General features: G+C 74.3%; 24 protein-coding genes. All 24 read right to left on the bottom strand.

Annotated elements, in window-relative coordinates:
* Positions 1–10 precede the first annotated feature (10 nt).
* The gene (coaBC, locus tag O3T09_RS07070) at positions 11–1,297 is read right to left on the bottom strand and encodes a bifunctional phosphopantothenoylcysteine decarboxylase/phosphopantothenate--cysteine ligase CoaBC (RefSeq protein WP_036313734.1); all 1,287 of its coding nucleotides are present in this window, start codon (positions 1,295–1,297) and stop codon (positions 11–13) included.
* 7 nt (positions 1,298–1,304) lie between these two features.
* Positions 1,305–1,745, bottom strand: a complete 441-nt coding sequence (rpoZ, locus tag O3T09_RS07065; RefSeq protein ID WP_036313731.1) for a DNA-directed RNA polymerase subunit omega — start codon at positions 1,743–1,745, stop codon at positions 1,305–1,307.
* 66 nt (positions 1,746–1,811) lie between these two features.
* Complete coding sequence (gene gmk / locus O3T09_RS07060) at positions 1,812–2,462, bottom strand: guanylate kinase (protein ID WP_010078602.1); 651 nt, start codon at positions 2,460–2,462, stop codon at positions 1,812–1,814.
* 71 nt (positions 2,463–2,533) lie between these two features.
* Positions 2,534–2,848 (bottom strand): integration host factor, actinobacterial type, encoded by a 315-nt coding sequence (gene mihF, locus O3T09_RS07055; protein ID WP_036313727.1) that lies wholly within the window; start codon positions 2,846–2,848, stop codon positions 2,534–2,536.
* Between the two features lie 137 nt (positions 2,849–2,985).
* On the bottom strand, positions 2,986–3,873 hold the full coding sequence (gene pyrF, locus O3T09_RS07050; protein ID WP_036313723.1) for an orotidine-5'-phosphate decarboxylase: 888 nt from the start codon (positions 3,871–3,873) through the stop codon (positions 2,986–2,988).
* Positions 3,870–7,175: a carbamoyl-phosphate synthase large subunit gene (gene carB, locus O3T09_RS07045; protein ID WP_010078599.1), complete on the bottom strand. Its 3,306-nt coding sequence runs from the start codon at positions 7,173–7,175 to the stop codon at positions 3,870–3,872. The genes pyrF and carB overlap by 4 nt, the downstream gene beginning before the upstream one ends.
* A gap of 3 nt (positions 7,176–7,178) precedes the next feature.
* Positions 7,179–8,363, bottom strand: coding sequence for a glutamine-hydrolyzing carbamoyl-phosphate synthase small subunit (gene carA / locus O3T09_RS07040; RefSeq protein ID WP_036313720.1), 1,185 nt, complete (start codon positions 8,361–8,363; stop codon positions 7,179–7,181).
* The gene (locus O3T09_RS07035) at positions 8,360–8,986 is read right to left on the bottom strand and encodes a PH-like domain-containing protein (RefSeq protein WP_036380937.1); all 627 of its coding nucleotides are present in this window, start codon (positions 8,984–8,986) and stop codon (positions 8,360–8,362) included. The genes carA and O3T09_RS07035 overlap by 4 nt, the downstream gene beginning before the upstream one ends.
* A complete protein-coding gene (locus O3T09_RS07030) occupies positions 8,983–10,362 on the bottom strand; it encodes a dihydroorotase (protein ID WP_101966028.1) in 1,380 nt (459 codons plus the stop codon). Before O3T09_RS07030 ends, O3T09_RS07035 begins: the two co-directional genes overlap by 4 nt.
* A complete protein-coding gene (locus tag O3T09_RS07025; protein ID WP_036380943.1) occupies positions 10,359–11,342 on the bottom strand; it encodes an aspartate carbamoyltransferase catalytic subunit in 984 nt (327 codons plus the stop codon). The genes O3T09_RS07030 and O3T09_RS07025 overlap by 4 nt, the downstream gene beginning before the upstream one ends.
* 3 nt (positions 11,343–11,345) lie before the next feature.
* Entirely contained in the window at positions 11,346–11,954 is a 609-nt protein-coding gene (gene pyrR / locus O3T09_RS07020; protein WP_087114165.1) for a bifunctional pyr operon transcriptional regulator/uracil phosphoribosyltransferase PyrR, read from the bottom strand.
* 169 nt (positions 11,955–12,123) lie between these two features.
* The gene (nusB, locus tag O3T09_RS07015; RefSeq protein WP_136939977.1) at positions 12,124–12,576 is read right to left on the bottom strand and encodes a transcription antitermination factor NusB; all 453 of its coding nucleotides are present in this window, start codon (positions 12,574–12,576) and stop codon (positions 12,124–12,126) included.
* Positions 12,569–13,132 (bottom strand): elongation factor P, encoded by a 564-nt coding sequence (gene efp, locus O3T09_RS07010; RefSeq protein ID WP_002857030.1) that lies wholly within the window; start codon positions 13,130–13,132, stop codon positions 12,569–12,571. The genes nusB and efp overlap by 8 nt, the downstream gene beginning before the upstream one ends.
* 118 nt (positions 13,133–13,250) lie before the next feature.
* The gene (aroB, locus tag O3T09_RS07005) at positions 13,251–14,420 is read right to left on the bottom strand and encodes a 3-dehydroquinate synthase (protein WP_036313703.1); all 1,170 of its coding nucleotides are present in this window, start codon (positions 14,418–14,420) and stop codon (positions 13,251–13,253) included.
* The gene (locus O3T09_RS07000; RefSeq protein WP_235187725.1) at positions 14,417–15,028 is read right to left on the bottom strand and encodes a shikimate kinase; all 612 of its coding nucleotides are present in this window, start codon (positions 15,026–15,028) and stop codon (positions 14,417–14,419) included. Before O3T09_RS07000 ends, aroB begins: the two co-directional genes overlap by 4 nt.
* 89 nt (positions 15,029–15,117) lie before the next feature.
* A complete protein-coding gene (gene aroC, locus O3T09_RS06995; protein WP_036313697.1) occupies positions 15,118–16,353 on the bottom strand; it encodes a chorismate synthase in 1,236 nt (411 codons plus the stop codon).
* 79 nt (positions 16,354–16,432) lie between these two features.
* Positions 16,433–17,356, bottom strand: coding sequence for a shikimate dehydrogenase family protein (locus O3T09_RS06990; protein WP_036313793.1), 924 nt, complete (start codon positions 17,354–17,356; stop codon positions 16,433–16,435).
* Positions 17,356–18,624: an endolytic transglycosylase MltG gene (locus tag O3T09_RS06985; RefSeq protein ID WP_136939976.1), complete on the bottom strand. Its 1,269-nt coding sequence runs from the start codon at positions 18,622–18,624 to the stop codon at positions 17,356–17,358. Before O3T09_RS06985 ends, O3T09_RS06990 begins: the two co-directional genes overlap by 1 nt.
* The gene (ruvX, locus tag O3T09_RS06980; RefSeq protein ID WP_051995205.1) at positions 18,621–19,142 is read right to left on the bottom strand and encodes a Holliday junction resolvase RuvX; all 522 of its coding nucleotides are present in this window, start codon (positions 19,140–19,142) and stop codon (positions 18,621–18,623) included. Before ruvX ends, O3T09_RS06985 begins: the two co-directional genes overlap by 4 nt.
* Before the next feature lie 7 nt (positions 19,143–19,149).
* A complete protein-coding gene (alaS, locus tag O3T09_RS06975; RefSeq protein ID WP_036313688.1) occupies positions 19,150–21,861 on the bottom strand; it encodes an alanine--tRNA ligase in 2,712 nt (903 codons plus the stop codon).
* Complete coding sequence (locus O3T09_RS06970; RefSeq protein ID WP_020621562.1) at positions 21,858–22,247, bottom strand: hypothetical protein; 390 nt, start codon at positions 22,245–22,247, stop codon at positions 21,858–21,860. Before O3T09_RS06970 ends, alaS begins: the two co-directional genes overlap by 4 nt.
* Before the next feature lie 171 nt (positions 22,248–22,418).
* On the bottom strand, positions 22,419–23,045 hold the full coding sequence (gene rpsD / locus O3T09_RS06965) for a 30S ribosomal protein S4 (protein ID WP_036313685.1): 627 nt from the start codon (positions 23,043–23,045) through the stop codon (positions 22,419–22,421).
* A gap of 284 nt (positions 23,046–23,329) precedes the next feature.
* A complete protein-coding gene (locus O3T09_RS06960) occupies positions 23,330–23,893 on the bottom strand; it encodes a general stress protein (protein WP_020621560.1) in 564 nt (187 codons plus the stop codon).
* Between the two features lie 172 nt (positions 23,894–24,065).
* Complete coding sequence (locus O3T09_RS06955; RefSeq protein ID WP_020621559.1) at positions 24,066–25,463, bottom strand: replication-associated recombination protein A; 1,398 nt, start codon at positions 25,461–25,463, stop codon at positions 24,066–24,068.
* Between the last annotated feature and the right edge of the window lie 46 nt (positions 25,464–25,509).

Raw genomic sequence — 25,509 nt, 5'->3', positions numbered from 1 at the left:
ACAGTCTAGGTCAGCGGCCCGACGCGCCGACGGGGTCGCGACCGGCGAGGTCATCCACGATCGCCTGCACGACGGCGGCCGCGGCCTCGTCCTTGGAGCCTGCGGCCTCCACGGCGGGGCGGCCGTCGGCGAACAGGATGGTCACGGCGGTCTCGTCCCGGCCGAACACCTTGTCCGTGCCGACCTCGTTGACCACGAGCATCTCGCAGCCCTTGCGCGCCAGTTTGGCCCGGCCGTACTCGAGCACGGAGGACGTCGCGTCGCCGGTCTCCGCGGCGAAGCCGACGATGAGCGGGGCCATGGGCCCGCCCTCGGAGCGGGTGCGCACGGCCGTGGCGAGCACGTCCGGGGTGCGCTCGAGCACGATGACGGGCGCGCCGCCGTCGTCGCCCTTCTTCATCTTGGCGTCCGAGACCTCGGCCGGCCGGAAGTCCGCGACGGCCGCCGCCATCACGAGGACGTCGGCGTCGGCGGCCTCCGCCTGCACGGCGTCCAACAGGTCCTGCGTGGACTCCACGGGCACGACGCGCTCGACGCCCTCGGGCGTCGGGACGGACATGGACCCGGCGACGAACCGCACGGTGGCGCCGGCGTCGAGGGCGGCGCGCGCCAGGGCGGCCCCCTGCTTGCCGGAGGAGCGGTTCCCCAGGTAGCGGACCGGGTCCAGGGCCTCGCGGGTGCCCCCGGCCGTGATCACCACGGTGCGACCGGCCAGCGGGCCGGGCGTCGGCTCGGCGTCGGACCCGGAGGCCCGGGGACGGCGCGGGGCGCCCGCGGCGGCGGCGGCCTGCGCACGCTCCCAGATCTCGGCGGGCTCGGGCAGACGTCCGGCGCCGGAGTCGGCCCCGGTGAGGCGGCCCACGGCGGGATCCACGACCGTGACGCCGCGCTCGCGCAGGAGGGCGACGTTGGCCACCGTGGCGGGGTGGTGCCACATCTCGGTGTGCATGGCGGGGGCCAGGACGACGGGGCACGTGGCGGTGAGCAGCACGTTGCCCAGCAGGTCGGGCGCCATCCCCGCGGCGGTGCGCGCGAGCAGGTCGGCCGTGGCCGGCGCGACCACCACGAGGTCCGCACGCCGGCCGAGCCGGACGTGGTTCACCTCGTCGACCGCCTCGAACGTGTCCGTGCGGACCGGGCGACCGGAGAGGGCCTCCCACGTCGCCGCGCCCACGAACTCGAGGGCGTTGGCGGTGGGCACCACGGTCACGCCGTGGCCGGCCTCGGTCATCAAGCGCAGCAGCAGCGCCGCCTTGTAGGCCGCGATGCCGCCGCCGACCCCGAGGACGATCTCCATGACGGGCTCAGGCCTCCGTGGCGTCCTCGGAGGTGCCCTCCTCGGCGCGCACCGTCTCGGCGGCCTCCTCGATGGCGGCGGGATCGCCCATCGGCTGGTGGGCGTCGGACGACTCGAGGGTGGCGAACGGGTCGTCCTCGCCCGGCAGGGAGAAGTCGCCGAAGTCCTCGGCGGCCAGGTCGGCCTCCGGGGTGGCCTCGACGGCCTCGTGGGACTCGAGCAGGTCGGCCTCGATCTCGCGCAGGGCGATGGACAGCGGCTTCTCGTTCAGCTGGGTGTCCACGAGCGGGCCGACGTACTCGAACAGCCCCTCGTGCAGCTGCGAGTAGTAGGCGTTGATCTGCCGGGCCCGCTTGGCGGCGAAGAGCACCAGGGCGTACTTCGAGTCGACCCGCTCCAGCAGGGAGTCGATGGGCGGGTTGACGATGCCTTCGTACTGTTCGGTCACGGGGTCTCCAAAGTCTTCATCTCACTGTCACGTCGGCGCCGGGTGCGGCGTCGGTGCGGCCGGTCCTCAGGCCTCGGTCGGACGGCGCTCGGGGTCCAGCCCCATGAGTCTCACCAGTTCCTCGGCGGCCCGCTCCACGCGGTCGTTCACGACGACGGCGTCGAACTCGGGTTCCGCTGCGAGTTCCAGTCTAGCCGTTTCGAGCCGACGCCGCTGTTCCTCCGGGCTCTCGGTGCCGCGGCCGAGCAGCCGGGACACGAGTTCCTCCCAGCTCGGCGGCGCCAGGAACACGAAGGTGGCCTCCGGCAGCGCACGGCGGACCTGGCGCGCGCCCTGCAGGTCGATCTCCAGCAGGACGTGGCGCCCCTGCGCCACGGCCTCCATCACACGGTCGCGCCGCGTGCCGTAGCGGTGGACGCCGTGGACGACGGCCCATTCCAGCATCTCGTCCGCCTCGACGAGGGAGTCGAACTCCTCCGGCGTCGTGAAGTAGTAGTGCACCCCGTCCTCCTCACCCGGGCGCGCCGGGCGGGTGGTGGCGGAGACGGACAGCCAGGCCTCGGGATAGTGCTCGCGGACATAGGCCGAGACGGTGCCCTTGCCGACGGCGGTGGGTCCTGCCAGGACGGTGACGCCCGGGCCCGGGGGGCGTTCCTGGACGGCGGTGCGGGCCACCGGGACGGCGGGGGCGGGTCCGGGGTCGAACGTGTCGGTCACGCATCCTCCTGGTGGGACGGGCCTCGCAGGCCCTTCACCCGGGCCGGCGCCGACCCGCCGGGGTGTGGGGGTCACCGGCCAATATAGGCGATCAACGCCTCGCGCTGACGACGGCCCAGGCCGCCCAGCCGACGCCGCGGCGAGATGCCGCACCCCGCCATCGTCTCCCGGGCCCGGACCTCGCCCACGCCCGGCAGGGCCAGCAGCAGGTCCACGGTCCGCAGGCGGGCGACGGCGTCCTCGGTGTCCGCGCGCGCGAACACGTCGGCCAGGCCGACCGCACCGGCGGCGAAGGCCGCCTTGAGCTCCGCCCGCGCCTGGCGGGCCTGGAGGGCCTTCCTCCGGGCCTCCGCCCGCTCCTGCACACTGAGCTGCCGCAACGCCATGGTCTGACCTCGATGCCTCTCATTCCTCACCGGCCCCGTCGAGACCCTTCCACCGTCAAGGACGACGAGCACAGCCGATCGAAAGGGAAGATACCATCCCGTCCACACGGCACGGGCGCGCCGGGAGGACGCGGGCGTCACCGCAGGGCGGCGCGATTCTCCTCGATCGTGTCCACCAGCGAGGCCACCGACGGGCCCGCGCTCAGGATGCCGCGGGACGAGGTCGCCAAGACCTGCGGCCAGGCCGTCCCGAAGTCGGCCCGCATGCCCCGGGCCGTGGCGCCCTGGGCACCGAACCCGGGCGCCAGCAGGGGCCCGCCGAGGGCCGGCAGGTCCAGGCCGAGGCGGTCCGCCTCGGCGGCCACCGTGGCGCCCAAGACGAGTCCCACCGGCCCCCACGCGTCGTCGCCGCGCAGGGCCGCGTTCTCGGCGGCCGCCGCCGCGGCGATGCGCCGGGCGACCGATCCCTCGGCCGACCCCTCGCCCACGTGCTGGACCTCGCGGCCCTCCGGATTGGAGGTCAGCGCGAGGACGAACACGCCGCGGCCGGCCTCGTGGGCGGCGCGGATGGTCGGCACGAGGGTGCCGAAACCCAGGTACGGGCTGAGCGTCACCGCATCCGCGGCCAGGGGCGAGGCATCGGCGATCCACGCGGCGGCGTAGCCGTCCATGGTGGAGCCGATGTCACCGCGCTTGGCGTCCGCGATCGTGAGCACCCCGGCGTCTCGGGCGGCCGCGAGCAGCCGCTCCAGGGCCGCCAGGCCGGCCGATCCGTGGCGCTCGTACAGCGCCACCTGGGGCTTGATCGCCGCCACGCGGGGCCCCTCGGGACCCACCGCCGCCTCGAGGGCGGTCAGGGAGAACGCCTCGAGGCCCGCCGGGGTGTCGCTCAGGCCCCACTGCCGCAGCAGGCCCGGATGGGGGTCCACGCCGAGGCACAGCGGACCGGCCGTCTCCATGGCCTGGGCCAGCCGCCGCCCGAAGGGGGCGCGGGGCCCCGCGCCGCCCGTCGCCGTCGTGGTCACGCCGCGGCCTCCGGACCGGCGACAGCCTGCTGCAGGCGCGCGTCGTGCTCCTGCAGTGAGGTGACGGACCACTCGTAGGACCGCATGGCCTCGATGGCCTGCAGGCACGCCCCGAACTCGGCCGTGGTCGTGATCACCGGCACGCCGAGCGACGTCGCGGCCGCGCGGATCTCGTAGCCGTCCGTGCGGGCGTCGCCGCCGGAGGGCGTGTTCAGCACGAGATCGACGGTGCCGGCGTGCAGCTGCTCCAGCACGGTGCCCGCGCCGTCCTCGTGCCCGGCGTCGGCGATCTTCGCCACGACCTCCGCGGGGATGCCGTTGCGCCGCAGCACCTCGGCGGTGCCGCCGGTGGAGACCACCTGGAAGCCGAGGTCGACGAGGCGCTTGGCCTGGCCCACGAGGGTGCGCTTGTCCCGGTTCGCGACCGACACGAACACGCGCCCCGAGGTGGGCAGCGGGCCGCCGGCGGCGGACTGGGACTTGGCGAACGCGGTGTCGAAGTGCTTGTCGATGCCCATGACCTCGCCCGTCGAGCGCATCTCCGGGCCCAGCAGCGAGTCGACCACGCGGCCCTCCGCGGTGCGGAAGCGGGTGAACGGCAGCACCGCCTCCTTGACCGCCACGGGCGCGCCGATCGGCAGGGTGCCGCCGTCGTACGCCGTGGGCAGCATGCCGGCCGCGCGCAGGTCGGCGATGCTCTCGCCGACGCCGATCCGCGCGGCCGCCTTGGCCAGCTGGACGCCCGTGGCCTTCGAGACGAACGGCACGGTCCGCGAGGCGCGCGGGTTCGCCTCGATCACGTACAGCACGTCCGAGGCGAGCGCGAACTGGATGTTGATCAGGCCGCGCACGCCGACGCCGGCCGCGATCCGCTCGGTGGCGCGGTGCACGCGCTCGAGCACGTCCGGGCCCAGGGTGACGGGGGGCAGCACGCACGCGGAGTCGCCCGAGTGGATGCCCGCCTCCTCGATGTGCTCCATGACGCCGCCGAGGTACAGCTCGGTGCCGTCGTAGAGGGCGTCGACGTCGATCTCGATCGCGTCCTCGAGGAAGCGGTCCACGAGCATCGGCTGGTCGGGGGTGATCTCCGTCGCGTGCGCCACGTAGTGGGCCAGCGCCTCCTCGGAGTACACGATCTCCATGCCGCGGCCGCCGAGCACGTAGGAGGGGCGCACGAGCACGGGGTAGCCGATCTCGTCCGCCACGCGCTTGGCGTCGTCGAAGGAGACGGCCGTGCCGTTCTTCGGCGCCACCAGGCCCGCGCGCTCGAGCACGAGCGCGAACTCACCGCGGTGCTCGGCCAGGTCGATGGCCGCGGGCGAGGTGCCCAGGATCGGCACGCCGGCGTCGGCGAGCTGCTGGGCCAGCTTGAGCGGGGTCTGGCCGCCGAGCTGCACGAAGACGCCGCGCACGCCGCCGGAGGCCTCCTCTGCCGCGATGACCTCCAGGACGTCCTCGAGCGTGAGCGGCTCGAAGTAGAGGCGATCGGAGATGTCGTAGTCCGTGGATACCGTCTCCGGGTTGCAGTTGACCATCACGGTCTCGTAGCCGGCCTCGCGCAGCGCCATGGTGGCGTGCACGCACGAGTAGTCGAACTCGATGCCCTGGCCGATCCGGTTCGGGCCCGAGCCGAGGATGATCACCGACTCGCCCTCGTGCGGGGCGACCTCGGTCTCGAGGTCGTAGCTGGAGTACCGGTACGGGGTGAAGGCCTCGAACTCGGCGGCACAGGTGTCCACGGTCTTGTAGACGGGGCGCACGCCCAGGGCGTGACGCACGCCGCGCACGACCGCGGCGTCCATGTGCCGCAGCGAGCCGATCTGGGCGTCGGAGAACCCGTGCCGCTTGGCGCGGCGCAGCAGGGCCTCGTCGAGGACCTCGGCGTCGCGGATCTCGTCCGCGACCTCGTTGATGAGCACGAACTGGTCCAGGAACCACGGGTCGATCGCGGTGGCCTCGAAGGCCTCCTCGATCGTGGCGCCGGCGTAGAGCGCCTGCTGGGTCTGGGAGAGCCGGTCGGTGGTGGCCGTGCTCGCCGCCGCGAGCAGGGCCTGCGGGTCGGCGTCCTGCGGGAACGCGAGCTCCGAGCCCTTCTGCTCGAGCGAGCGCAGGGCCTTCTGCAGGGCCTCCGTGAAGTTGCGGCCGATGGCCATGGCCTCGCCGACCGACTTCATGGTGGTGGTCAGCGTGGGATCCGCCGCCGGGAACTTCTCGAACGCGAAGCGCGGGACCTTCACGACCACGTAGTCCAGGACCGGCTCGAAGGACGCCGGGGTCTTCTGGGTGATGTCGTTGGGGATCTCGTCCATCGTGTAGCCCAGGGCCAGCTTGGTGGCGATCTTGGCGATCGCGAAGCCGGTGGCCTTCGAGGCCAGCGCCGAGGAGCGGGAGACGCGCGGGTTCATCTCGATGACGACGACGCGCCCGTCCACGGGGTTCACCGCGAACTGGATGTTGCAGCCGCCGGTGTCCACGCCGACCTCGCGGATGACGTTGATCGAGATGTCCCGCAGCTTCTGGTACTCGCGGTCCGTCAGCGTCATGGCCGGGGCCACGGTGATGGAGTCGCCGGTGTGCACGCCCACGGGGTCCACGTTCTCGATGGAGCAGACGACGACGACGTTGTCGTTCTTGTCCCGCATCATCTCCAGCTCGTACTCCTTCCAGCCGAGGATGGACTCCTCGAGCAGGACCTCGGAGGTCGGGCTGTACTGCAGGCCGGCGCCGCAGATGCGGTACAGGTCGGCCTCGTCGTAGGCCATGCCGGAGCCGAGGCCGCCCATCGTGAACGAGGGGCGCACCACCACGGGGTACTTCAGGTCCTCGACGGCGGCCAGGGCCTCCTCCATCGTGTGCACGATGTGGGACCGGGCGGACTCGCCGCCGGCACGCTCCACGACGCCCTTGAACAGCTCGCGGTTCTCGCCGAGCTCGATGGCCTCGATGTTCGCGCCGATCAGCTCGACGCCGAAGCGCTCGAGCACCCCGTCCTTGTCGAGGGCGATGGCGGTGTTCAGCGCCGTCTGGCCGCCCAGGGTGGGCAGCAGGGCGTCCGGGCGCTCCTTCTCGATGATCTTGGCGACCACGGCCGGGGTGATGGGCTCGACGTAGGTGGCGTCGGCCAGCTCCGGGTCGGTCATGATCGTGGCCGGGTTGGAGTTGACGAGGACGACGCGGACGCCCTCCTCCTTGAGGACGCGGATGGCCTGGGTGCCCGAGTAGTCGAACTCGGCGGCCTGGCCGATCACGATGGGGCCGGAGCCGATGACCAGGACGGACTTCAGGTCGGTGCGCTTGGGCATGGATCAGGCTCCTTCGGTGGCGGGGGTGGTGGCGGCGCGGTGCTCGGTGAGCAGCTGCACGAAGCGGTCGAACAGGTCGAGGGTGTCGTTGGGGCCGGCCGCGGACTCCGGGTGGAACTGCACGGAGAAGGCGGGCCGGTCGAGCAGGCGCAGGCCCTCGACGACCTGGTCGTTCAGGGACCAGTGGGAGACCTCGACGCGGCCGAAGCGCGACTCCGGCGCCTCGATCGGCTCGCCGAGGGGGGCGTCCACGGCGAAGCCGTGGTTCTGGGAGGTGATGGCCACGCGGCCCGTGGCCTTGTCCAGCACCGGCTGGTTCGGGCCGCGGTGGCCGAACTTCAGCTTGTAGGTGTCGAAGCCGAGCGCGCGGCCGAAGATCTGGTTGCCGAAGCAGATGCCGAAGAACGGCAGGCCGGCGTCGAGGACCTCGCGCAGCAGCTCCACCTGGGCGTCTGCCGTGGCCGGGTCGCCGGGGCCGTTGGACAGGAAGACGCCGTCCGGGTCCACGGCGCGGATGCCGGCCAGGTCCGTGGCCGCGGGCAGCACGTGCACGCGGATGCCGCGGGAGGCCAGGTGCCGCGGCGTGGCGGCCTTGATGCCGAGGTCGAGGGCGGCGATCTCGGCGATCGGCTCGCCCTCCCAGCCGTGCTCGGCCGGCTCGATGACGTACGGCTGCTCCGTGGTGACGGACTCCGCGAGGCGGGCGCCGGCCATCGACGGCTGGGCGCGCACCTCCGCCAGCAGCTCGGCCTCCGGGCGGGCGGCGTGCTCGCCGGAGAACACGCCGGCGCGCATCGAGCCCTCGGTGCGCAGGCGGCGGGTGATGGCCCGGGTGTCGACCTCGCGGATCCCGACGACGCCGAACGTCTCGAGCTCCTCGTCGAGGGTGCGCTCGGCGCGCCAGTTGGACGGACGCCGGGCCGCGTCGCGGACCACGTAGCCGGCGGCGAAGATCGCCCGCGACTCGCGGTCGGCGTCGTTGACCCCGGTGTTGCCGATGTGCGGGGAGGTCTGCACGATGATCTGCCCCGCGTAGGACGGGTCGGTGAGGGTCTCCTGGTAGCCGGTCATGCCCGTGGTGAACACGGCCTCGCCCAGGGTGCGGCCGCGGGCGCCGTAGGCCCGGCCGCGGTGGACGGTGCCGTCCTCGAGGACGAGCAGGGCCAGGTCGTCGGTGGGGGTGCTCATCGGGGGTCTCCTTCTCCTGCGCGGCCGGCCGGGTCGGCCGGGGCGGGGTCGATGATGGTCTGCAGGGCGGCGAGGAGCCGGTCGCGGTCCTCGGGGCGGTCGGGGCGGAAGGCGGAGGTGAGTTCGACGTCGCCGAGGCGCCAGCCCCAGGCGACGAGCCCGCCCGGCTCGACGAACTTGCCGGCGATCCCCGCGGACAGGCCGGCCTCGACGAGGTCGTCCGCGGGGATGAACAGGTTGGCGGCCCCGGGGCGGAGCACGAGCAGGCCGCGGTGGGCGCCGGCGTCGTGGACCTCGAGGACGGCGCGCGAGCGCAGGCCCAGGCCGTGCACCGCCACGCGGTCCAGTCGGTCCTCGCCGCGCACCGTGCCCACGTGCATGCCCTCCGCGGACAGCGTCGGCTCGGCGTCGTAGAGGGCCGTCGGCACGGGGGCCGGGGCCGGGATCCCGGCCTGCGCCCGGCGGCGGGCCCGCCACCCGAGGGCCAGCAGGCCGAGCAGCACGAGGACGACGGCCAGGGTGCCCAGGGTCACCGGCAGCCACACGTCCGCGTAGTCCTTCGTCGGGGTCCGCGGGGGGACGGGTCGGGCCGCCAGGGCGGCGGCCAGGGGGGTGATGCTCACGCGCGCTCCCCCGTCTCCGTCAGGGCCGGGTGGCGGTACGGCCGGGCGGGGGCGCCGTCGGCGACGACGCGGGCGCCGCGATAGACCGTGTGGCGCACCGCGCCCGGCAGCTCCATGCCCCGGTACGGGCTGTTGCGGGACTTCGTCAGGTGCTGCTCGGGGTCCACGGTGCGGCGGGCCCGCGGGTCCACGAGCACGAGGTTGGCCACGGCGCCGACGCGCGGGACGCCGCGCTCGTCGGCCTGGCCCTGGTCGGTCAGGCCGGCGATCCGGGCCGGCGCCGTGGACATCACGCGGGCGACGCCCGCCCAGTCCATCAGGCCGGTGTCCACCATCGCCTGCTGCACCACGGACAGGGCGGTCTCGAGGCCCGTCATGCCCATCGCCGCGACCGTCCACTCGCACTGCTTGGTCTCGGCGGTGTGCGGGGCGTGGTCGGTGCCCACGGTGTCGATGGTGCCGTCGGCCAGGCCGGCGCGCAGGGCCAGGACGTCGGACTCGCGGCGCAGCGGCGGGTTGACCTTGAACACGGGGTCGTAGGATCGGACGAGCTCCTCCGTGAGCAGCAGGTGGTGCGGGGTGACCTCGGCGGTCACGGCCACGCCCTGGGCCTTGGCCCAGCGGATCAGCTCGACGGAGCCGGCCGTGGAGACGTGGCACACGTGCAGGCGGGAGTCCACGTGCTGGGCCAGCAGCACGTCACGGGCGATGACGGCCTCCTCCGCCACGGCGGGCCAGCCGGCCAGGCCGAGGACGCCGGAGAGCTCGGACTCGTTCATCTGGGCGCCGGCGGTGAGGTTCGGCTCCTGCGCGTGCTGGGCCACGAAGCCGCCGAAGGACTTCACGTACTCGAGCGCCCGGCGCATCAGCACGGCGTCGTGGACGCACATGCCGTCGTCGGAGAACATCCGCACGCGGGCCTGCGAGTCGGCCATCGCGCCGAGGTCGGCCAGGGCCTCGCCGGCCAGGCCCACGGTCACCGCGCCCACGGGGTGCACATCGCACCAGCCCGCGTCCCGGCCCAGCCGCCACACCTGCTCCACCACGCCGGCGGTGTCGGCCGTCGGCGTCGAGTTGGCCATCGCGTGGACCGAGGTGAAGCCGCCCATCGCGGCGGCGCGGGTGCCGGTCTCGACCGTCTCCGCGTCCTCCTTGCCGGGCTGGCGCAGATGGGTGTGCAGGTCGACGAGCCCGGGCAGCAGCACCAGGCCGGCGCAGTCGACCTCCTCGGGGGCCGGGTCGAGGCCGGCGGCGTGGGTCGCGGCGTCCGGGCCGAGGGCGGCGATCCGGCCCTCGGCGACGAGCACGTCGGCGGTCTCGCCCGTGGTCAGGCGCGCGCTGCGCAGCAGCAGGGGGGCGGGGCTGGGGGCGCTCACGGGCGGACCTCCTGGTCGTGGTTGAGGACGAGGTGCAGGACCGCCATGCGGACGGACACGCCGTTGGCGACCTGCTCGAGGGCGGTGTTGCGGGGCGAGTCCGCCGCCGCCGGGCTGATCTCCAGGCCGCGGTTCATCGGGCCGGGGTGCATGACCACGGGCTCGTCGAGCAGGGCGCCGCGGCCGGCGGTGAGGCGGGCGAAGCGGTCGTCGGTCAGCCCCCAGGTCCGGGTGTACTCCCCCGCGGACGGGAAGAAGGCGCCGCCCATCCGCTCGGCCTGGACGCGGAGCATCATGACGGCGTCGGGGCCGGCGTCGAGGGCCTCGTCCAGCGAGTAGGTGACCTGGCACGGCCACGCGGCCACGCCGACGGGCAGCAGGGTGGGCGGGGCGGCCAGGGTGACCTGGGCGCCCAGCGTGCTGAGCAGCCACACGTTGGACCGGGCCACGCGCGAGTGCAGGATGTCCCCCACGATCACCACGCGCATGCCGGTCAGGTCCTGGCCGACCAGGTCCTCTCCCGTCGCCGCGGCGAGGCGCCGGCGCAGGGTGAAGGCGTCCAGGAGGGCCTGGGTGGGGTGCTCGTGGGTGCCGTCGCCGGCGTTCACGACGGCGGAGCGCACCCAGCCGGAGTCGGCCAGCTGGCGGGCCGCGCCCGAGGACCAGTGGCGCATCACGATGGCGTCCGCGCCGATGGCCTCGAGCGTCTGGACGGTGTCCTTGAGCGACTCCCCCTTGGAGACGGACGATCCCTTCGCGGAGAAGTTGATCACGTCCGCGGAGAGCCGCTTGGCGGCGGCCTCGAAGGAGATGCGGGTGCGGGTGGAGTCCTCGAGGAAGAGGTTCACCACGGTGCGGCCGCGCAGGGCGGGCAGCTTCTTGACCTCGCGCTGGTTGACGGCGGCCATCTCCTCGGCGGTGTCGAGGACGGCGAGGGCGTCGGCGCGGGAGAGGTCGGCGGTGGACAGCAGGTGGCGCACGGCTCAGCCCTCCCGGGTCGCGACGCGGTCGACGATGCTCACGGCGTCCTCGGTGACCTCGCCGGTGCCCTCGGGGCCGTCGACCTCCATGAGCCGGACCTGAACGCGCTCGGCGGTGGAGGTCGGCAGGTTCTTGCCCACGAAGTCGGCCCGGACGGGCAGCTCGCGGTGCCCGCGGTCCACGAGGACGGCCAGGCGCACGGCGGCGGGGCGGCCCAGGTCGGCGATCGCGTCGAGGGCGGCCCGGACGGTGCGGCCGGAGAAGAGGACGTCGTCCACGAGCACGACGACGGCGCCGTCGAGGGGGACCTCGGGCAGGCGGGTGGGCATCGGGGTGCGGGCCGTGCCGCGGCGGAGGTCGTCGCGGTAGAGCGTCACGTCCACCTCGCCGACGGCGGCGGTGGGGTCGAAGGCCGGCTCGATGCGGGCCAGCAGGGCGCCGAGCCGCCGGGCCAGGGGCGCCCCGCGGCGCGGGATCCCCATCAGGACGAGACCCTCGGCACCCTTGTTGGACTCGAGGATCTCGTGGGCGATCCGGGTCAGCGCCCGGTCGATCTCGGACGCGGACAGCACGGTCCGGGCAGCACGAGGTGCGGCGGGATCAGTTCCCATGCCGGCGCCTCCTTCCCCGCCTCACAGGACGGCTCTTAAAGGATGCGTGGTTCGTCCCCGGGCGCCGGTGGGCCCCCGCGCGGGACGTCGCCGACTCTACCAGCGAGGCCCGCCCCACGGCGCGGATGACGCGGTGCGGGACGGGCCTCGTGACGGAGCTCTCGGCGGCTCAGGCGAGCAGTGTCGACTTGACCTGCTGCAGGCGGCCGAGCAGACCGTTGACGAACTCGGGCGAGTCGTCCGTGGACAGCTGGGCGGCCAGGGCGACGGCCTCGGAGATGGCGACGGCGTCCGGCACGTCGTCCTGGAACAGCAGCTCCCAGGCCCCCACGCGCAGGATCGCCCGGTCGACGGCGGGCATGCGGTCCAGGGACCAGCCGCGGGAGTAGGAGCTCAGGGCCTCGTCGAGCCGCTCCTGGTCCGCGATGACGCCTTCCACGAGCCGCTGGGTGTAGGCGTTCACCTGCAGGTCGGTGCTCTCGCGTCGGGTGCGGATGCCCTCCAGCGCGGTGGAGCCGCGCTGCTCGGCCTCGAACAGGATCTCCACCGCACGCTGCCGGGAGCGGCTGCGCGCCGTGGTCCCCCGCTTGGCAGCGGAGCCGGCGGAGGCCCGCTCAGTCATTGACGCGGCCGAGGTAGTCGCCGGTGCGGGTGTCGACCTTGACGCGGGTGCCCTGCTCCACGAAGAGCGGCACCTGGATCTCGGCGCCGGTCTCCACGGTGGCGGGCTTGGTGCCGGCGGACGAGCGGTCCCCCTGCAGGCCCGGCTCGGTGTAGGTGATCTCCAGGACCACGGACGCCGGCATCTCGAGGTACAGCGGCGTGCCCTCGTGCAGGGCGATGACGACCTGGGTGTTCTCGAGCATGTACTTCGCGGCGTCGCCGACCACGGCCCCGGGCACGGTGATCTGGTCGTAGTCCTTGACGTCCATGAACACGTAGTCCGCGCCGTCCTGGTAGAGGTACTGGTAGTCGGAGCGGTCGACGGTGGCGAACTCGACCTTGGCGCCGGCGTTGAAGGTCTTGTCCACGACCTTGCCCGTGGTGATGTTCTTCATCTTGGTGCGGACGAACGCGCCGCCCTTGCCCGGCTTGACGTGCTGGAACTCGGTGACGTTCCAGAGCTGGCCCTCCAGCTTCAGGACGGCGCCGTTCTTGATGTCGTTGCTCGTTGCCACGTGTGTGCTCCCGATCGGTCTCGCGGACCGTCACGGGTCCGCCTGGAGTGGGTGGGGTCTTGGATGTGCGCGGGCCAGTCTACGGGAGGCCCCGCGCGGGGCCGGGGTCAGCGGCGGCTCACTCCGCGATCTCCTGGTACGCCGCGAAGAGCAGGGACGCGTCCGGGATGTCCACGGTGGTGGGCTGCGCGAGCCCGTCCAGCAGGACGAAGCGCAGCTGGTCGCCGCGGTTCTTCTTGTCCCGGCGGATGCCCTCGAGCAGGGTCTGCCACCGGTCCCCGCGGTAGGAGACGGGCAGGCCCAGGGCCGTCAGCACCGACCAGTGCCGGTCCGCGGTGGCGTCGTCGAGCCGGCCGAGGGAGCGGGCCAGCTCGGCAGCGAAGACCAGCCCCACGGACACCGCGGCGCCGTGGCGCCACTGGTAGCGCTCGGCGAGCTCGATCGCGTGGCCCATCGTGTGGCCGTAGTTCAGCGCCTCGCGGGCCCCCGACTCGCGGGGGTCGCGGGAGACGACGTCCGCCTTCACCCGGATCGAGCGCTCGATCAGCTCGCGCAGCCGCGCGGAGTGCGGGTTCTGGGCCTGGGCCGGGTCCTCCTCGATGAGGTCGAGGATCGCGGGGTCGGCGATGAAGCCGCACTTCACGACCTCGGCCAGGCCGGAGATCAGCTCGTTGGCCGGCAGGGTGAGCAGCGTGTCCAGGTCGGCCAGCACGCCGGCCGGATTGTGGAACGCCCCCACCAGGTTCTTGCCCTCGGCGGTGTTGATGCCGGTCTTGCCGCCCACCGCCGCGTCCACCATGCCCAGCAGGGTGGTGGGCATGTGCACGACGCGGATGCCGCGCAGCCACGTGGCCGCCACGAAGCCGGCCAGGTCGGACACGGCGCCGCCGCCCACGGAGACGATCGCGTCCGACCGGGTGAAGTCGTTCTGGCCGAGCACCTGCCAGCAGAACCCGGCCACCTGCAGGTGCTTGCCCTCCTCGGCGTCCGGGATCTCGGCGGTCAGTGCGGTCAGGCCCACGGCCTCGAGGTCGTTCTTGACGACGTCGCCGGTGGCCCGGAGGGCGCGCGGATGGATGACCAGCACGCGTCGGACGGTCGGGCCGAGCATGTCCGGCAGGCGCGCGAGCAGGCCCCGGCCCACCACCACGTCGTAGCCGCCGTGCACGGCCGCCTCGTGGCCGCCGGCCACGGGGATGACCGTCACGTCCTCGGGTGCGGCCGGAGCGGCCGCGGGCGCCGCCCCCGGGGTCTCCTGCTCGGTGATGTCCGGCTCACGGTCGGTCATGGGTGTGACTCACTCCTTCGGGGGCGGTGGGCGTCCCCCACGATACGCCAGGCCGCCTCGGCGGCCGTCAGGCCTGTGGTGTCGAGCACGAGGTCGGCGACCTCGCGGTACAGCCCCTCGCGTTCGGCGAGGATGCGCCGCCAGGTCCCGGCGGGGTCTCCGGCCAGGACGGGGCGGCCCGCGCCGCCGCCCACGCGGCGCAGCGCCTCCTCCTCTCCGACCGCGAGGTAGACGACGTCGGAGTCCGGCCCGGCCAGCGCGCGGCGGGTGCCCGGATGCAGGACGGCGCCGCCGCCGCACGAGAGGACGCACGGGGCGGGTCGGCCGAGCACATGGCCGATGACGCGCGCCTCCTCCGCCCGGAACGCGGCCTCGCCGTGCTCGGCGAAGAACTCCGGGATCGGGCCGTGCACCTGGATGAACAGCTCGTCGGAGTCCACGAAGGGCAGCCCGGTCACGGCGGCCAGGGCCCGGCCGACCGTCGTCTTCCCGGCCCCCATCGGGCCGACGAGGACGACCCGGCGGGCCGGGCGCGCGGCCGGGTCCTCGTCGGCCGCGGCGGCCACCGTGGCCGCGGCCGTCAGGCGCGCCTCGAGGGCACCGGTCATGCCCTCCCACGGGCACACAGTGACGGGCCCGGGGACGGGACGCGTGCTCGGGTCCGGTCCCGGGGCCGGCGCGGTCCCGGGGGTGTCGGTCACGGCAGGGGGTCGCCCATCGGGCCGTCCGCCACGACGTCGGCGCCCGGCTCCGGCAAGGCGGGGACCGCGGCCTGGAACGCCTCGAGGTTGCGGCGCGTCTCGGCCACGGAGTCGCCGCCGAACTTCTCGAGCATCGCGTCGGCCAGGACGAGGGCGACCATGGCCTCGGCGACGATGCCCGCGGCGGGCACGGCCGCCACGTCGGAGCGCTGATGGTGGGCCGTGGTCTCCGCGCCCGTGGCGACGTCGACCGTGGGCAGTGCGCGCGGCACCGTGGCGATCGGCTTCATCGCGGCGCTCACGCGCAGCAGCTCGCCCGTCGACATGCCGGCCTCGATGCCGCCGGCCCGGTCGCTCGTGCGCCGGGGGCGGCCGTCCGCGCCGCGGGCGATCCCGTCGTGGGCGGCGGAGCCGCGTCGGGCGGCCGTGGCGAACCCGTCGCCGACCTGCACGCCCTTGATCGCCTGGATGCCCATGAGCGCCCCCGCCAGCCGCGCGTCGAGGCGGCGGTCCCAGTGCACGTGGGAGCCCAGGCCGATCGGCACGCCGTACGCCAGCACCTCCACGACGCCGCCGAGGGTCTCCCCGGCGCGGTGGGCGTCGTCGACCTCGGCGACCATCGCCGCGGAGGTCTGCGGGTCGAGGCAGCGGACCGGGTCGGCGTCGAGGCGGGCCTCGTCCTCGGGGACGGGGAACGGGTGGCCCTCCGGCAGGGCGGCCTCCCCGAAGGCCACGGTGTGGGAGACGATCCGCACGCCGAGCTCGCCGAGGAAGGCGCGGGCGACGGTGCCCAGGGCCACACGGGCGGCGGTCTCACGGGCCGAGGCGCGCTCGAGGAGGGGGCGGGCCTCGTCGAAGCCGTACTTCTGCATGCCGGTCAGGTCGGCGTGGCCGGGCCGTGGGCGGGTGAGCGCCGCGTTGCGGGCCAGACCGTCGAGCTCCTCCGCGGGGACGGGATCGGCGGCCATCACCTTCTCCCACTTGGGCCATTCCGTGTTGCCCACCTGGATCGCCACGGGCGAGCCGAGGGTGCGGCCGTGGCGGACGCCGCCGAGGATCGTCACCGCGTCCTGCTCGAACTTCATGCGCGCGCCGCGCCCGTACCCCAGGCGGCGGCGCGCGAGCGCGTCCTGCACGTCCTGCGTCGTGACCGGGATCCCGGCCGGCAGTCCCTCAACGATTCCTGTGAGCGCGGGGCCGTGAGACTCCCCCGCTGTCAACCAGCGCACCATGGCGTGCAGTCTCTCACGCACGGGGCACCGCGCCGCCACGTGTGACCGGACGGGACGCGCCGGGTGCGGCGTCCGGCACTCAGCCGGCGGCCGGCCCCAGGGCGTCCGCCGCGGCGCGCGTCACCGCCGCCCAGTCCGGCTCGGGCATCCCGGCCGCGGCGCGGGGCCGGGCCGTGAACAGCCGGACCTGCTGGATGCCCTGGTGCAGCAGCATGGACAGCCCGGACGCCACCGGACCGACCTCCCGGGACCAGGCGGACGCCAGCACGGAAGGCCACGGGTCGTAGGCCGCGTCCAGCAGGGGCGGCAGGGCGGCGTCGGCCGGCACGTGTGCGGCCAGGGCGTCCGCGGCGCGCGGCGGCAGGGTGGCGACGACGGCACGCAGCCCCGGCGCCCGCCGGAGCAGATCCGCCTGGGTCAGGGTCGCCCAGCGCAGCCCGAGCGCGTCGGCCAGGGCCGTCACCTCGGCGGCGCGGGCGGCGTCGCGGACGCCGAAGAGCACCGCGTCCGCGCCGAGCGTGGCGGCGGCGAGGACGGCCGCCGTCGCGGTCCCCCCGTTCCCGAGGACGCCGAGGGTCCCGCCCCGGGCGGCACGGTCGAGGCCGGCCGCGGCGAGGGCGCCGAGGATGCCGTCCACGTCCGTGTTCTCGGCGTGGACGACCCCGGGCGCGGAGGGGTGGTCGCGCACGAGGGTGTTCGCGCTGCCCAGGAGCCGGACACGGTCGCTGACGTGCCCGGCGGCGGCGACGACCGCCCGCTTCAGCGGCATGGTGACGGAGCAGCCGAGCCAGTCCTGCCCGCGGGCCGCGGCCGCGCCGCCGTCGGCCGCGCCCGGGGCGCCGAGGTGCTCGGCCGCGAAGGCGAGCACCTCGTCCTCGCCCAGGTCACGGCGGCCGTAGTCGACGTCGAGGCCCAGGACCCGGTAGGCGGCCGTGTGCAGCACCGGGGAGAGCGAGTGGGCGATCGGCCGGCCCAGGACCGCCGCGCGCAGCACGGGGCGCATCAGCACACCCCCGGATTGGAGGCGCAGTAGCGCTGCAGGGTGCGCACGTGCTGCTGGTGCTCCTCATAGGTGCGGGAGAACTCGGTGTGGCCGGTGCCGATGTCCGTGGTCACCCAGTAGTAGGCGTCCGTCTCGGCCGGGTCGAGGGCGGCCTCGACGGCCGCGTCGGAGGGCATGCCGATCGGACCCGGTGGCAGGCCCGGGTGCACGTACGTGTTGTAGGGGTTCGAGGCGTCCTGGCGCTGGCCCGAGGTGAAGCTGAGGCTGCGCACGCCGAGGCCGTACGTGACGGTGGCGTCGATCTGCAGGAGGCCGTGCGTCTCGGTGTTGTCCGGGGCGAGGCGGTTCTCGATGGCGCCGGCGACCTGCCGGTAGTCCTGGGGCAGGGCCTCCGCCTCGAGGATGGAGGCGATCGTGAGCACGCGCTGCTGGTCGGCCGGGTCGCGGATGTCGAGGGCGTCGAGCTCGGCGAGGGTGGGCCGGATCAGGGCGTCGAGCACCTGCTCGGCGGTGGCGTCGACGGGGAGGCGGTACTCCCCCGCGTCGAGCCAGCCCTCGAGCGTGCCCGCCTCCCCGGGGACGCCGTAGCGGGTCGGGTCCTGGGCGGCGGCCTCGAGCTCCTCGCGGGGCAGCCCCGTGGCCTCGGCGACGGCGTCCAGCACCTCGGTGAGCCGCCGGCCGCGCTCCACGAGCACGTAGTGCACGGCCCCGTCCGTGGCGCCCTGGAGCACCGCGAGGGCCTCGGCCGCGGGCATCCGCTCGCGCAGCACGAAGTCCCCCGACCGCACGAGACCGCTGTCCGTGTCCCGGGCAGCGCGCTCGAACGCACGGGCGGAGGCCACGATGCCGGCCCGGTCCAGGCGGGCCGCCACGGAGCCCAGGTCCTCGCCCGGCCCCACCGAGAACGTCACCTCGTCACCCTCGACGGCCGTGTGGTCGGGGCCGCTCAGGAAGCCGCGCACGATCAGCCCGACCACGACGGCGAACGCCACGAGCACCGTGCCCAGCACCAGCGCGGTCCGCCGCCGGTCGGCGCCGCGGTCGACCCGCGGGGCCGGGTGAGACCCGGAGCCCCGGCGACGCAGGAACCTGCGAGGCCGGCGTGGGCCGGCCGCGTCGACCGGCTGGGACGGGGCGCCGAGATCGGCCTCGTCCGCCTCGCCGTGGGCGAAGCCGAACACGTCGAGGTCGTCGTGGACGTCGGCCTCGTCGCCGAGCAGATCGTCCCACTGGTCCTCACGCCGAGCGTGCTGGCGGTCGCCGGTCACCGGATCCGCTCCCGGTCCTGGCCGGCCCAGCGTCCGGTGCGGCGCTGCTCGTCCACGGCGGCCTGCAGGATCGCGACGGCGGCCGCCTGGTCGATCACGCCGCGGCTGTCCTTGACGGACCGGCCCGCGGCCCGCAGTCCGGCCTGCGCGGAGACCGTGCTGAGCCGCTCGTCGACGAGCCGGACCGGCACAGGCTGGCCCGCCTCGACCAGGGCGGCGGCGACGGCGTCCGCGTAGTCGAGGGCGTCCTGCGTGGACGGCGTGTGCTCGCCCCGCAGATTCACCGGCAGACCGACGTACACGGCGACGACGTCGAGCTCGCGTGCGTGGGCGACGAGCTCGTCCACGTCACGACGTCGACGCGCATCCCGCCGCAGGGTGGCCACGGGGGTGGCGATCAGGCCGTCGGGGTCGGCCGACGCGACGCCCACGCGGGCACGGCCGACGTCGACGCCGAGGGTGCGCCCCCGGCGCACGGCGTCGCTCGCCACGGCGGCCCCGTCCTGACCTGCGCTCACGTCCGCCTCAGGCCGCGCGCACCGCGGCGACGACGGCCTCGAGCGCGTCCTCGACGCGCGTGACGTCCTGGCCGCCGCCCTGGGCGACGTCGTCCTTGCCTCCGCCCCCGCCGCCGAGCACGCCGGTGGCGGTCTTGACCATGGCGCCCGCCTTGAGGCCGGCCGCGCGGGCGGCCTCGTTGGTCGCCACGACCACGAGGGGCCGGCCCTTGGCCTCGGCCGTGAGGGCCACGAGCACAGGCGTGCCCGCCGCGTTGCCGCCGGCCGACTCGATCCGGGCGCGCAGGTCCAGCACGAGGGAACGCAGCTGGTCCCCGGCCACGTCGCCGACGTGGTGCGCCAGCACCCGCACCGACGTCCCGGCGGACGTCGTGACGTCCTGGGCCTGCCCGGCGAGCTGGCCGGCCTGGGCCTGCAGCGCCTGGGCCCGCAGCTCCGCGACCTGCTTCTCGGCCGCCTTGAGCCGGTCCAGGGTGGCGCCGATGCGGTCCTTGAGCTCCTCGGCCGGGGCCTTGAACATCTCCGAGAGCTCGGAGACGAGGGTGCGCTCCGCGGCGAGGTGGCGGAACGAGTCCAGGCCGACGAGCGCCTCGACGCGGCGGTTGCCCGAGCCCACGGACTGCTCGCCGAGCAGGGTCAGCGAGCCGATCTGCGCGGTGCGGCCCACGTGGGTGCCGCCGCACAGCTCGCGGGACCAGGCACCGTCGATCTCCACGACGCGCACCCGGTCGCCGTACTTCTCGCCGAACAGGCTCATCGCACCAAGTGCGCGCGCCTCCTCGAGGCTCATCTCCTGGGTGAGCACGGCGTGGTCGTCGCGGATGGCGATGTTCACCACGTCCTCGACCTCGGAGCGGGCCCCGGCCGAGAGCGCCTCGGCCCAGCGGAAGTCGAAGCGCAGGTAGCCCTCCTTGTTGAAGGAGCCGGACTGCGTGGCCTCGGGGCCGAGGACCTGGTGCAGCGCGGCGTGCACCAGGTGGGTGCCGGAGTGGGCCTTCTCGCCGTCGAGGCGGCGCTGCAGGTCGATCGCGCCGAGGGCCTGCGCGCCGGCGGCGACCTCCCCGTCGAGGACCTTGACCCGGTGCACGGACAGCCCCTTCACGGGGGCCTGCACGTCGAGCACCTCGAGGCGGAAGCCGTCGCCGGTGATCAGGCCGGTGTCCGCGGCCTGGCCGCCGGACTCCGCGTAGAACGGCGTGGCGTCCAGGACGAGCTCGAGCTCCGTGCCGGCGCCCGCGGACGCGACCTCCTCGCCGTTCTGCAGCAGGCCGCGCACCACGGACTCGGTGGTGTGCTCGGTGTAGCCGGTGAAGTGGGTCTGGCCCTCGGCGCGCAGGCGCTGGTACACGGCCGTGTCCGTGTGACCGGACTTCTTGGCCTTGGCGTCCGCGCGGGCGCGGTCGCGCTGCTCGGCCATGAGGGCGCGGAACCCGGCCTCGTCCACGGCGACGCCGGCCTCCTCCGCGATCTCGAGCGTCAGCTCGATCGGGAAGCCGTAGGTGTCGTGCAGCTCGAACGCGTCCGGGCCCGCGATGCCGCCGCCCGCCGAGCGGGCCTGGCCCACCGCGGCGTCGAGGCGGGCCGTGCCCGCGGCGATGGTCCGCAGGAACGCCTTCTCCTCGGCGTAGGCGATCCGGGAGATGCGCTCGAACTCGTCCGCGACCACCGGGTAGGTGCCCTTCATCGCGTCCCGGGAGACCGGCAGCAGCTCGGGGAACACGGGCTCGGTGACGCCCATCAGGCGCAGGGCGCGGACGACGCGGCGGATGAGGCGGCGCAGCACGTAGCCGCGGCCCTCGTTGCCGGGACGCACGCCGTCGCTGATCAGCATCAGGGCCGAGCGCACGTGGTCGGCCACCATGCGCAGGCGGACGTCGTCGTCGTAGTGCGGGTCGGCCGGGTCCTCGGTGGAGGTGTAGGAGCGGCCGGCCAGCTGCGCGGCGCGGTCGAGCACGGGGCGGACCTGGTCCGTCTCGTACATGTTCTCCACACCCTGGAGGATCATGGCGAGCCGCTCGAGGCCGAGACCGGTGTCGATGTTCTTGTGCTCGAGCTCGCCGGCGATGTCGAAGTCGTCCTTCGAGCGCACCGCGGAGAGGCGGTACTGCATGAACACGAGGTTCCAGATCTCGATGTAGCGGGTGTCGTCCGCGGCCGGGCCGCCGTCGACGCCGTACGCGGGGCCGCGGTCGTAGAAGATCTCCGAGCAGGGGCCGCCCGGGCCGGGCTGGCCGGTGTTCCAGTAGTTGTCGTCCTTGCCCATGCGCTGGATGCGCTCGGGACGGACGCCCACGTCCTCGCGCCAGATGCGCTCGGCCTCGTCGTCCTCGCGGTACACGGTGACCCAGAGGCGCTCGGGGTCCAGGCCGAAGCCGCCGTCCTCGACCGAGGACGTCAGCAGCTCCCAGGCCATCGGGATGGCCGTCTCCTTGAAGTAGTCGCCGAAGGAGAAGTTGCCGCACATCTGGAAGAAGGTGCCGTGGCGGACGGTCTTGCCGACCTCCTCGATGTCCGCGGTGCGGATGCACTTCTGCACCGAGACGACGCGCGGGCTCGGCGGGGTCTGCTCCCCCAGGAAGTACGGGATGAACGGGACCATGCCGGCCACCGTGAACAGCAGCGACGGATCCGGCGAGACGAGCGACGCCGACGGCACCACGCGGTGCCCCCTGGACTCAAAGAAGGCGGTCCAGCGGCGGGCGATCTCCTGGGACTTCATGCGGGGGTGTCCTTCTGCGTGGTGGTGGTCTGGGGGCGGGCGGCGCCGTGCGACGGCGGCTCCACGGTCTCCCCGGAGATGATCGGCCCCGTGTGGGGCAGGTAGGGCGCGGCCCAGGGGGCCTCGGCGCGGACGCGCTCGGCCAGGCGCCGGGCACCGTCCTGCAGGGCGGCCGCCGCGGCGTCGGCGGCGGCCTCACCGGCCTGGCGGGCCAGACGCTCCGGGTCCAGGCGGGCGGAGAACCCCGCGCGCCCCCCCGCGGAGCCAGGGTCAGACGTCGGCGCGTCGGTCGCGTCGGTGGCCGGGTGGGCACGGTCGCCGAGGGCGCGGTGTGCGAACCAGCCGGATGCGGCGCCGGCGCCGACGAGCAGCAGCGAGCGGAGCATGGCGGGGGCCTCCTTCGGACGGCAGGGATTCCGGCCCCACCTTACCGGGCGCGGCGCCGATCCCCGGCGGCGGGCCCGGGGGACGCCGCAGGCCCGGTCACCTCCGAGAGGTGACCGGGCCTGCGGGACGCGCGGGGCGCCGTCGTCCGGGACGGACCCGGCCGCGGCGGATCAGCGCGCGTAGTACTCGACCACGAGCTGCTCCTCGCAGGTCACGGGGACCTCGGAGCGCTTCGGGCGACGGGTGAGGGTGGCGCGCAGCTTGTCGATCTCCACGGTCAGGTAGCCCGGGGTGGCGGGCAGGACCTGCTGGTGGGCGCCGGCGGCGGCCAGCTGGAAGGGGACCATCTTCTCCGAGCGCTCGTGCACGTGGATCATCTGGCCCTCCTTCACGCGGAACGAGGGGACGTCCACGCGCTTGCCGTCCACCATGATGTGGCGGTGCACGACGAGCTGACGGGCCTGCTGGATGGTGCGGGCGAAGCCGGCACGCAGCACGAGGGCGTCGAGGCGCTGCTCGAGGAGCTCGACCAGGTTCTCACCGGTCAGGCCGGCGGTGCGCTTGGCCTCCTCGAAGTAGCGGCGCATCTGGGCCTCGCGGATGTTGTACTGGGCGCGCAGACGCTGCTTCTCCTTGAGGCGCACCGCGTAGTCCGAGTCCTGCTTGCGGCGGGCACGGCCGTGCTGGCCGGGGCCGTACGGACGACGCTCCATGTACTTCTCGGCCTTGGGGGTCAGCGCGATGCCCAGGGCGCGGGAGTGCCGCACGGTGCGGCGGGTGCGAAGGTTGCCACTCATGGTGGACCTGCCTTTCCTTGACGTGCGGCACGGTTCGGGTTTGTCTCGAGGTCTCGTCCGGGCGCCGGGGCGCACGGGTCAAGGGGCCTCGAACCTGGCCTCCCCGCGATCCTGAGGAGAGCTGAGGGGCGTGCCGCCGCCCGTCATCCACTGATGCGCTGCGCGTCCCTCGCCCGGGCACGCGGGCGTCCGCGGGGATCCGAGCGAGGGGGATGCGTCCGGGGCGCAGCGCCTGCCAGACCGGTCCACCTTACCAGAGCGACGACGACGGGGCGGGCCGGGGCTCAGGCGCGCGGCGTGGCCGCGGTGCCGGGGTCCGCGCCGAGGAGCTGACCGGCCTGGTCCAGGTGGGAGGCCTCGACCAGCACGTCGTACGACTCGGCCTCCATGGTCTGCAGGGACGTGAAGTCGCGCCTGCCGCCGGTGGCCGCGTGGCCGATCGCCCCGAAGACCGCCCCCCACAGGGCGCCCAGGCCCAGGGAGATCAGCAGGATCCAGAGGAACCCGAAGCCGGGGGCGAAGATCGAGAAGAGCAGGCCGAGCAGGAGGCCGAACCACAGGCCCTGCAGCCCGCCGCGGACGGCGGCCTTGCCGGTGGTCATCCGGCCCAGGACCTGCTCCACGGAGCGCAGCCCGGTGCCCACGATGCGCACGCGCTCCACGGGGAACCCGGCGTCGGAGAGCTGGTCCACGAGGGCCTGGGCCTCGGCGTAGGCCGGGACGGAGCGCAGGATGCGGTAGTCGGCCTGCGGGAGGGCGGGGCCGCCGGCGCCGGGGCGGCCGTACGGGGCCGGCTGCTGCGCGGCGGTGTGCTGGGGGGTGGACTGCTGCGGAGTGGACTGGGTCATGGGGGCGGCTCCTTCTGTTCCTTCTGTGCGTCGGTGGTGCATGGGGGCGCGAGCGGGCGAGGAGTCGGCGGGCCGACGTCGACCGCCCCGCTCATCCCTGGACAACCGGTGATCCGGGCGTCTTTATTCCGCGCGGCCGCCCGAGGCCTCCGCCCTCGGGCCCGGCGCGCGCTCAGTCGCCGCGGATGATCCGGCGCAGCGCGGCCACCTGCTCGGTGAGCCGCTTCTCGTGTCCGATGGGCTTGGGCCGGTAATAGTCCCTCCCGACCAGGGGGTCCGGCGCGTACTGCTGACGGGCGACGGCGTGCGGCTCGTCGTGGCTGTAGACGTAGCCCTGGCCGTGGCCGAGGGCCGCCGCGCCGGGGTAGTGCGCGTCCCGCAGGTGCGCCGGCACCGCGCCCGTGTGGCCGGCCCGCACGTCCGCGATCGCCTCGTTCACGGCGGTGTAGCTCGCGTTGGACTTCGGCGCGGTGGCCAGATGCGTCACGGCCTGCGCCAGGATGATGCGTCCCTCCGGCATGCCGATCAGCTGCACGGCCTGGGCGGCGGCCACGGCGGTCTGCAGCGCGGTCGGGTCGGCCATGCCCACGTCCTCGGACGCGGAGATGATCAGCCGCCGGGCGATGAACCGGGGGTCCTCCCCCGCCTCCAGCATCCGGGCGAGGTAGTGCATCGACGCGTCCACGTCCGAGCCGCGGATGGACTTGATGAAGGCACTGATCACGTCGTAGTGCTGGTCGCCGTCCTTGTCGTAGCGCTGGACGTGGTGGTCCATCGCCTGCGCGGCGTCCTCCTCCGTGACCGCGACGGCGCCCTCCCCCGCCCGGCCGGCCTCGCGCGCCTTGTCCAGGGCGACGCCGGCCGCGGCCTCCAGCACCGTGAGCGCCCGCCTCGCGTCGCCGCCGGCCATCCGCACCAGGTAGTCCCGCGCGTCGTCCTGGAGCACCACGGCGCCGTTGAGCCCGCGCTCCTGGGTCACGGCACGGTCCAGCAGCCCGACGATGTCGTCGTCCGTGAGGGGACGCAGCGTGAGCAGCAGCGACCGGGAGAGCAGGGGTGCGATCACGGAGAAGGACGGGTTCTCCGTGGTCGCGGCCACCAGCACGACCCAGCGGTTCTCGACGCCCGGCAGCAGCGCGTCCTGCTGCGCCTTGGAGAAGCGGTGGATCTCATCGAGGAACAGGACGGTGGTGCGCCCGTAGAGGTCCCGTTCGCGCTGGGCCTGCTCCATCACCTGCCGCACGTCCTTCACACCGGCCGTGATCGCGGACAGCTCCGTGAACGTGCGCCCGGGGGCGCGGGCGATCACGTGGGCCAGCGTCGTCTTGCCGATGCCCGGAGGCCCGTAGAGGATGACCGAGCTCGGTCCCGCGGCGGAGTCCGGATCGGGCTCGGCGAGCTTGCGCAGCGGGGAGCCCGGCCGCATGAGGTGCCGCTGGCCCAGCACGTCATCCAGCGTGCGCGGGCGCATGCGCACGGCCAGCGGTGCGCCGGGGTGCGGGGCGGCCACGGTGCCGGCCGGGCCGTCGTCGTCGGCCCCGGTGTGCGCGGCGCTGAAGAGGTCGTCCATCGGGTCCAGGGTAGTCCTCGGCCCGCGGGCGCGTGGGTGGCATCCT

This window comes from Micrococcus sp. H39-S4 (genome assembly GCF_027158145.1).
Taxonomy (GTDB): Bacteria; Actinomycetota; Actinomycetes; order Actinomycetales; family Micrococcaceae; genus Micrococcus; species Micrococcus luteus.
The sequence above is the reverse complement of the archived record's forward strand: the minus strand, read 5'-3'. Positions and strand labels throughout refer to the sequence as shown.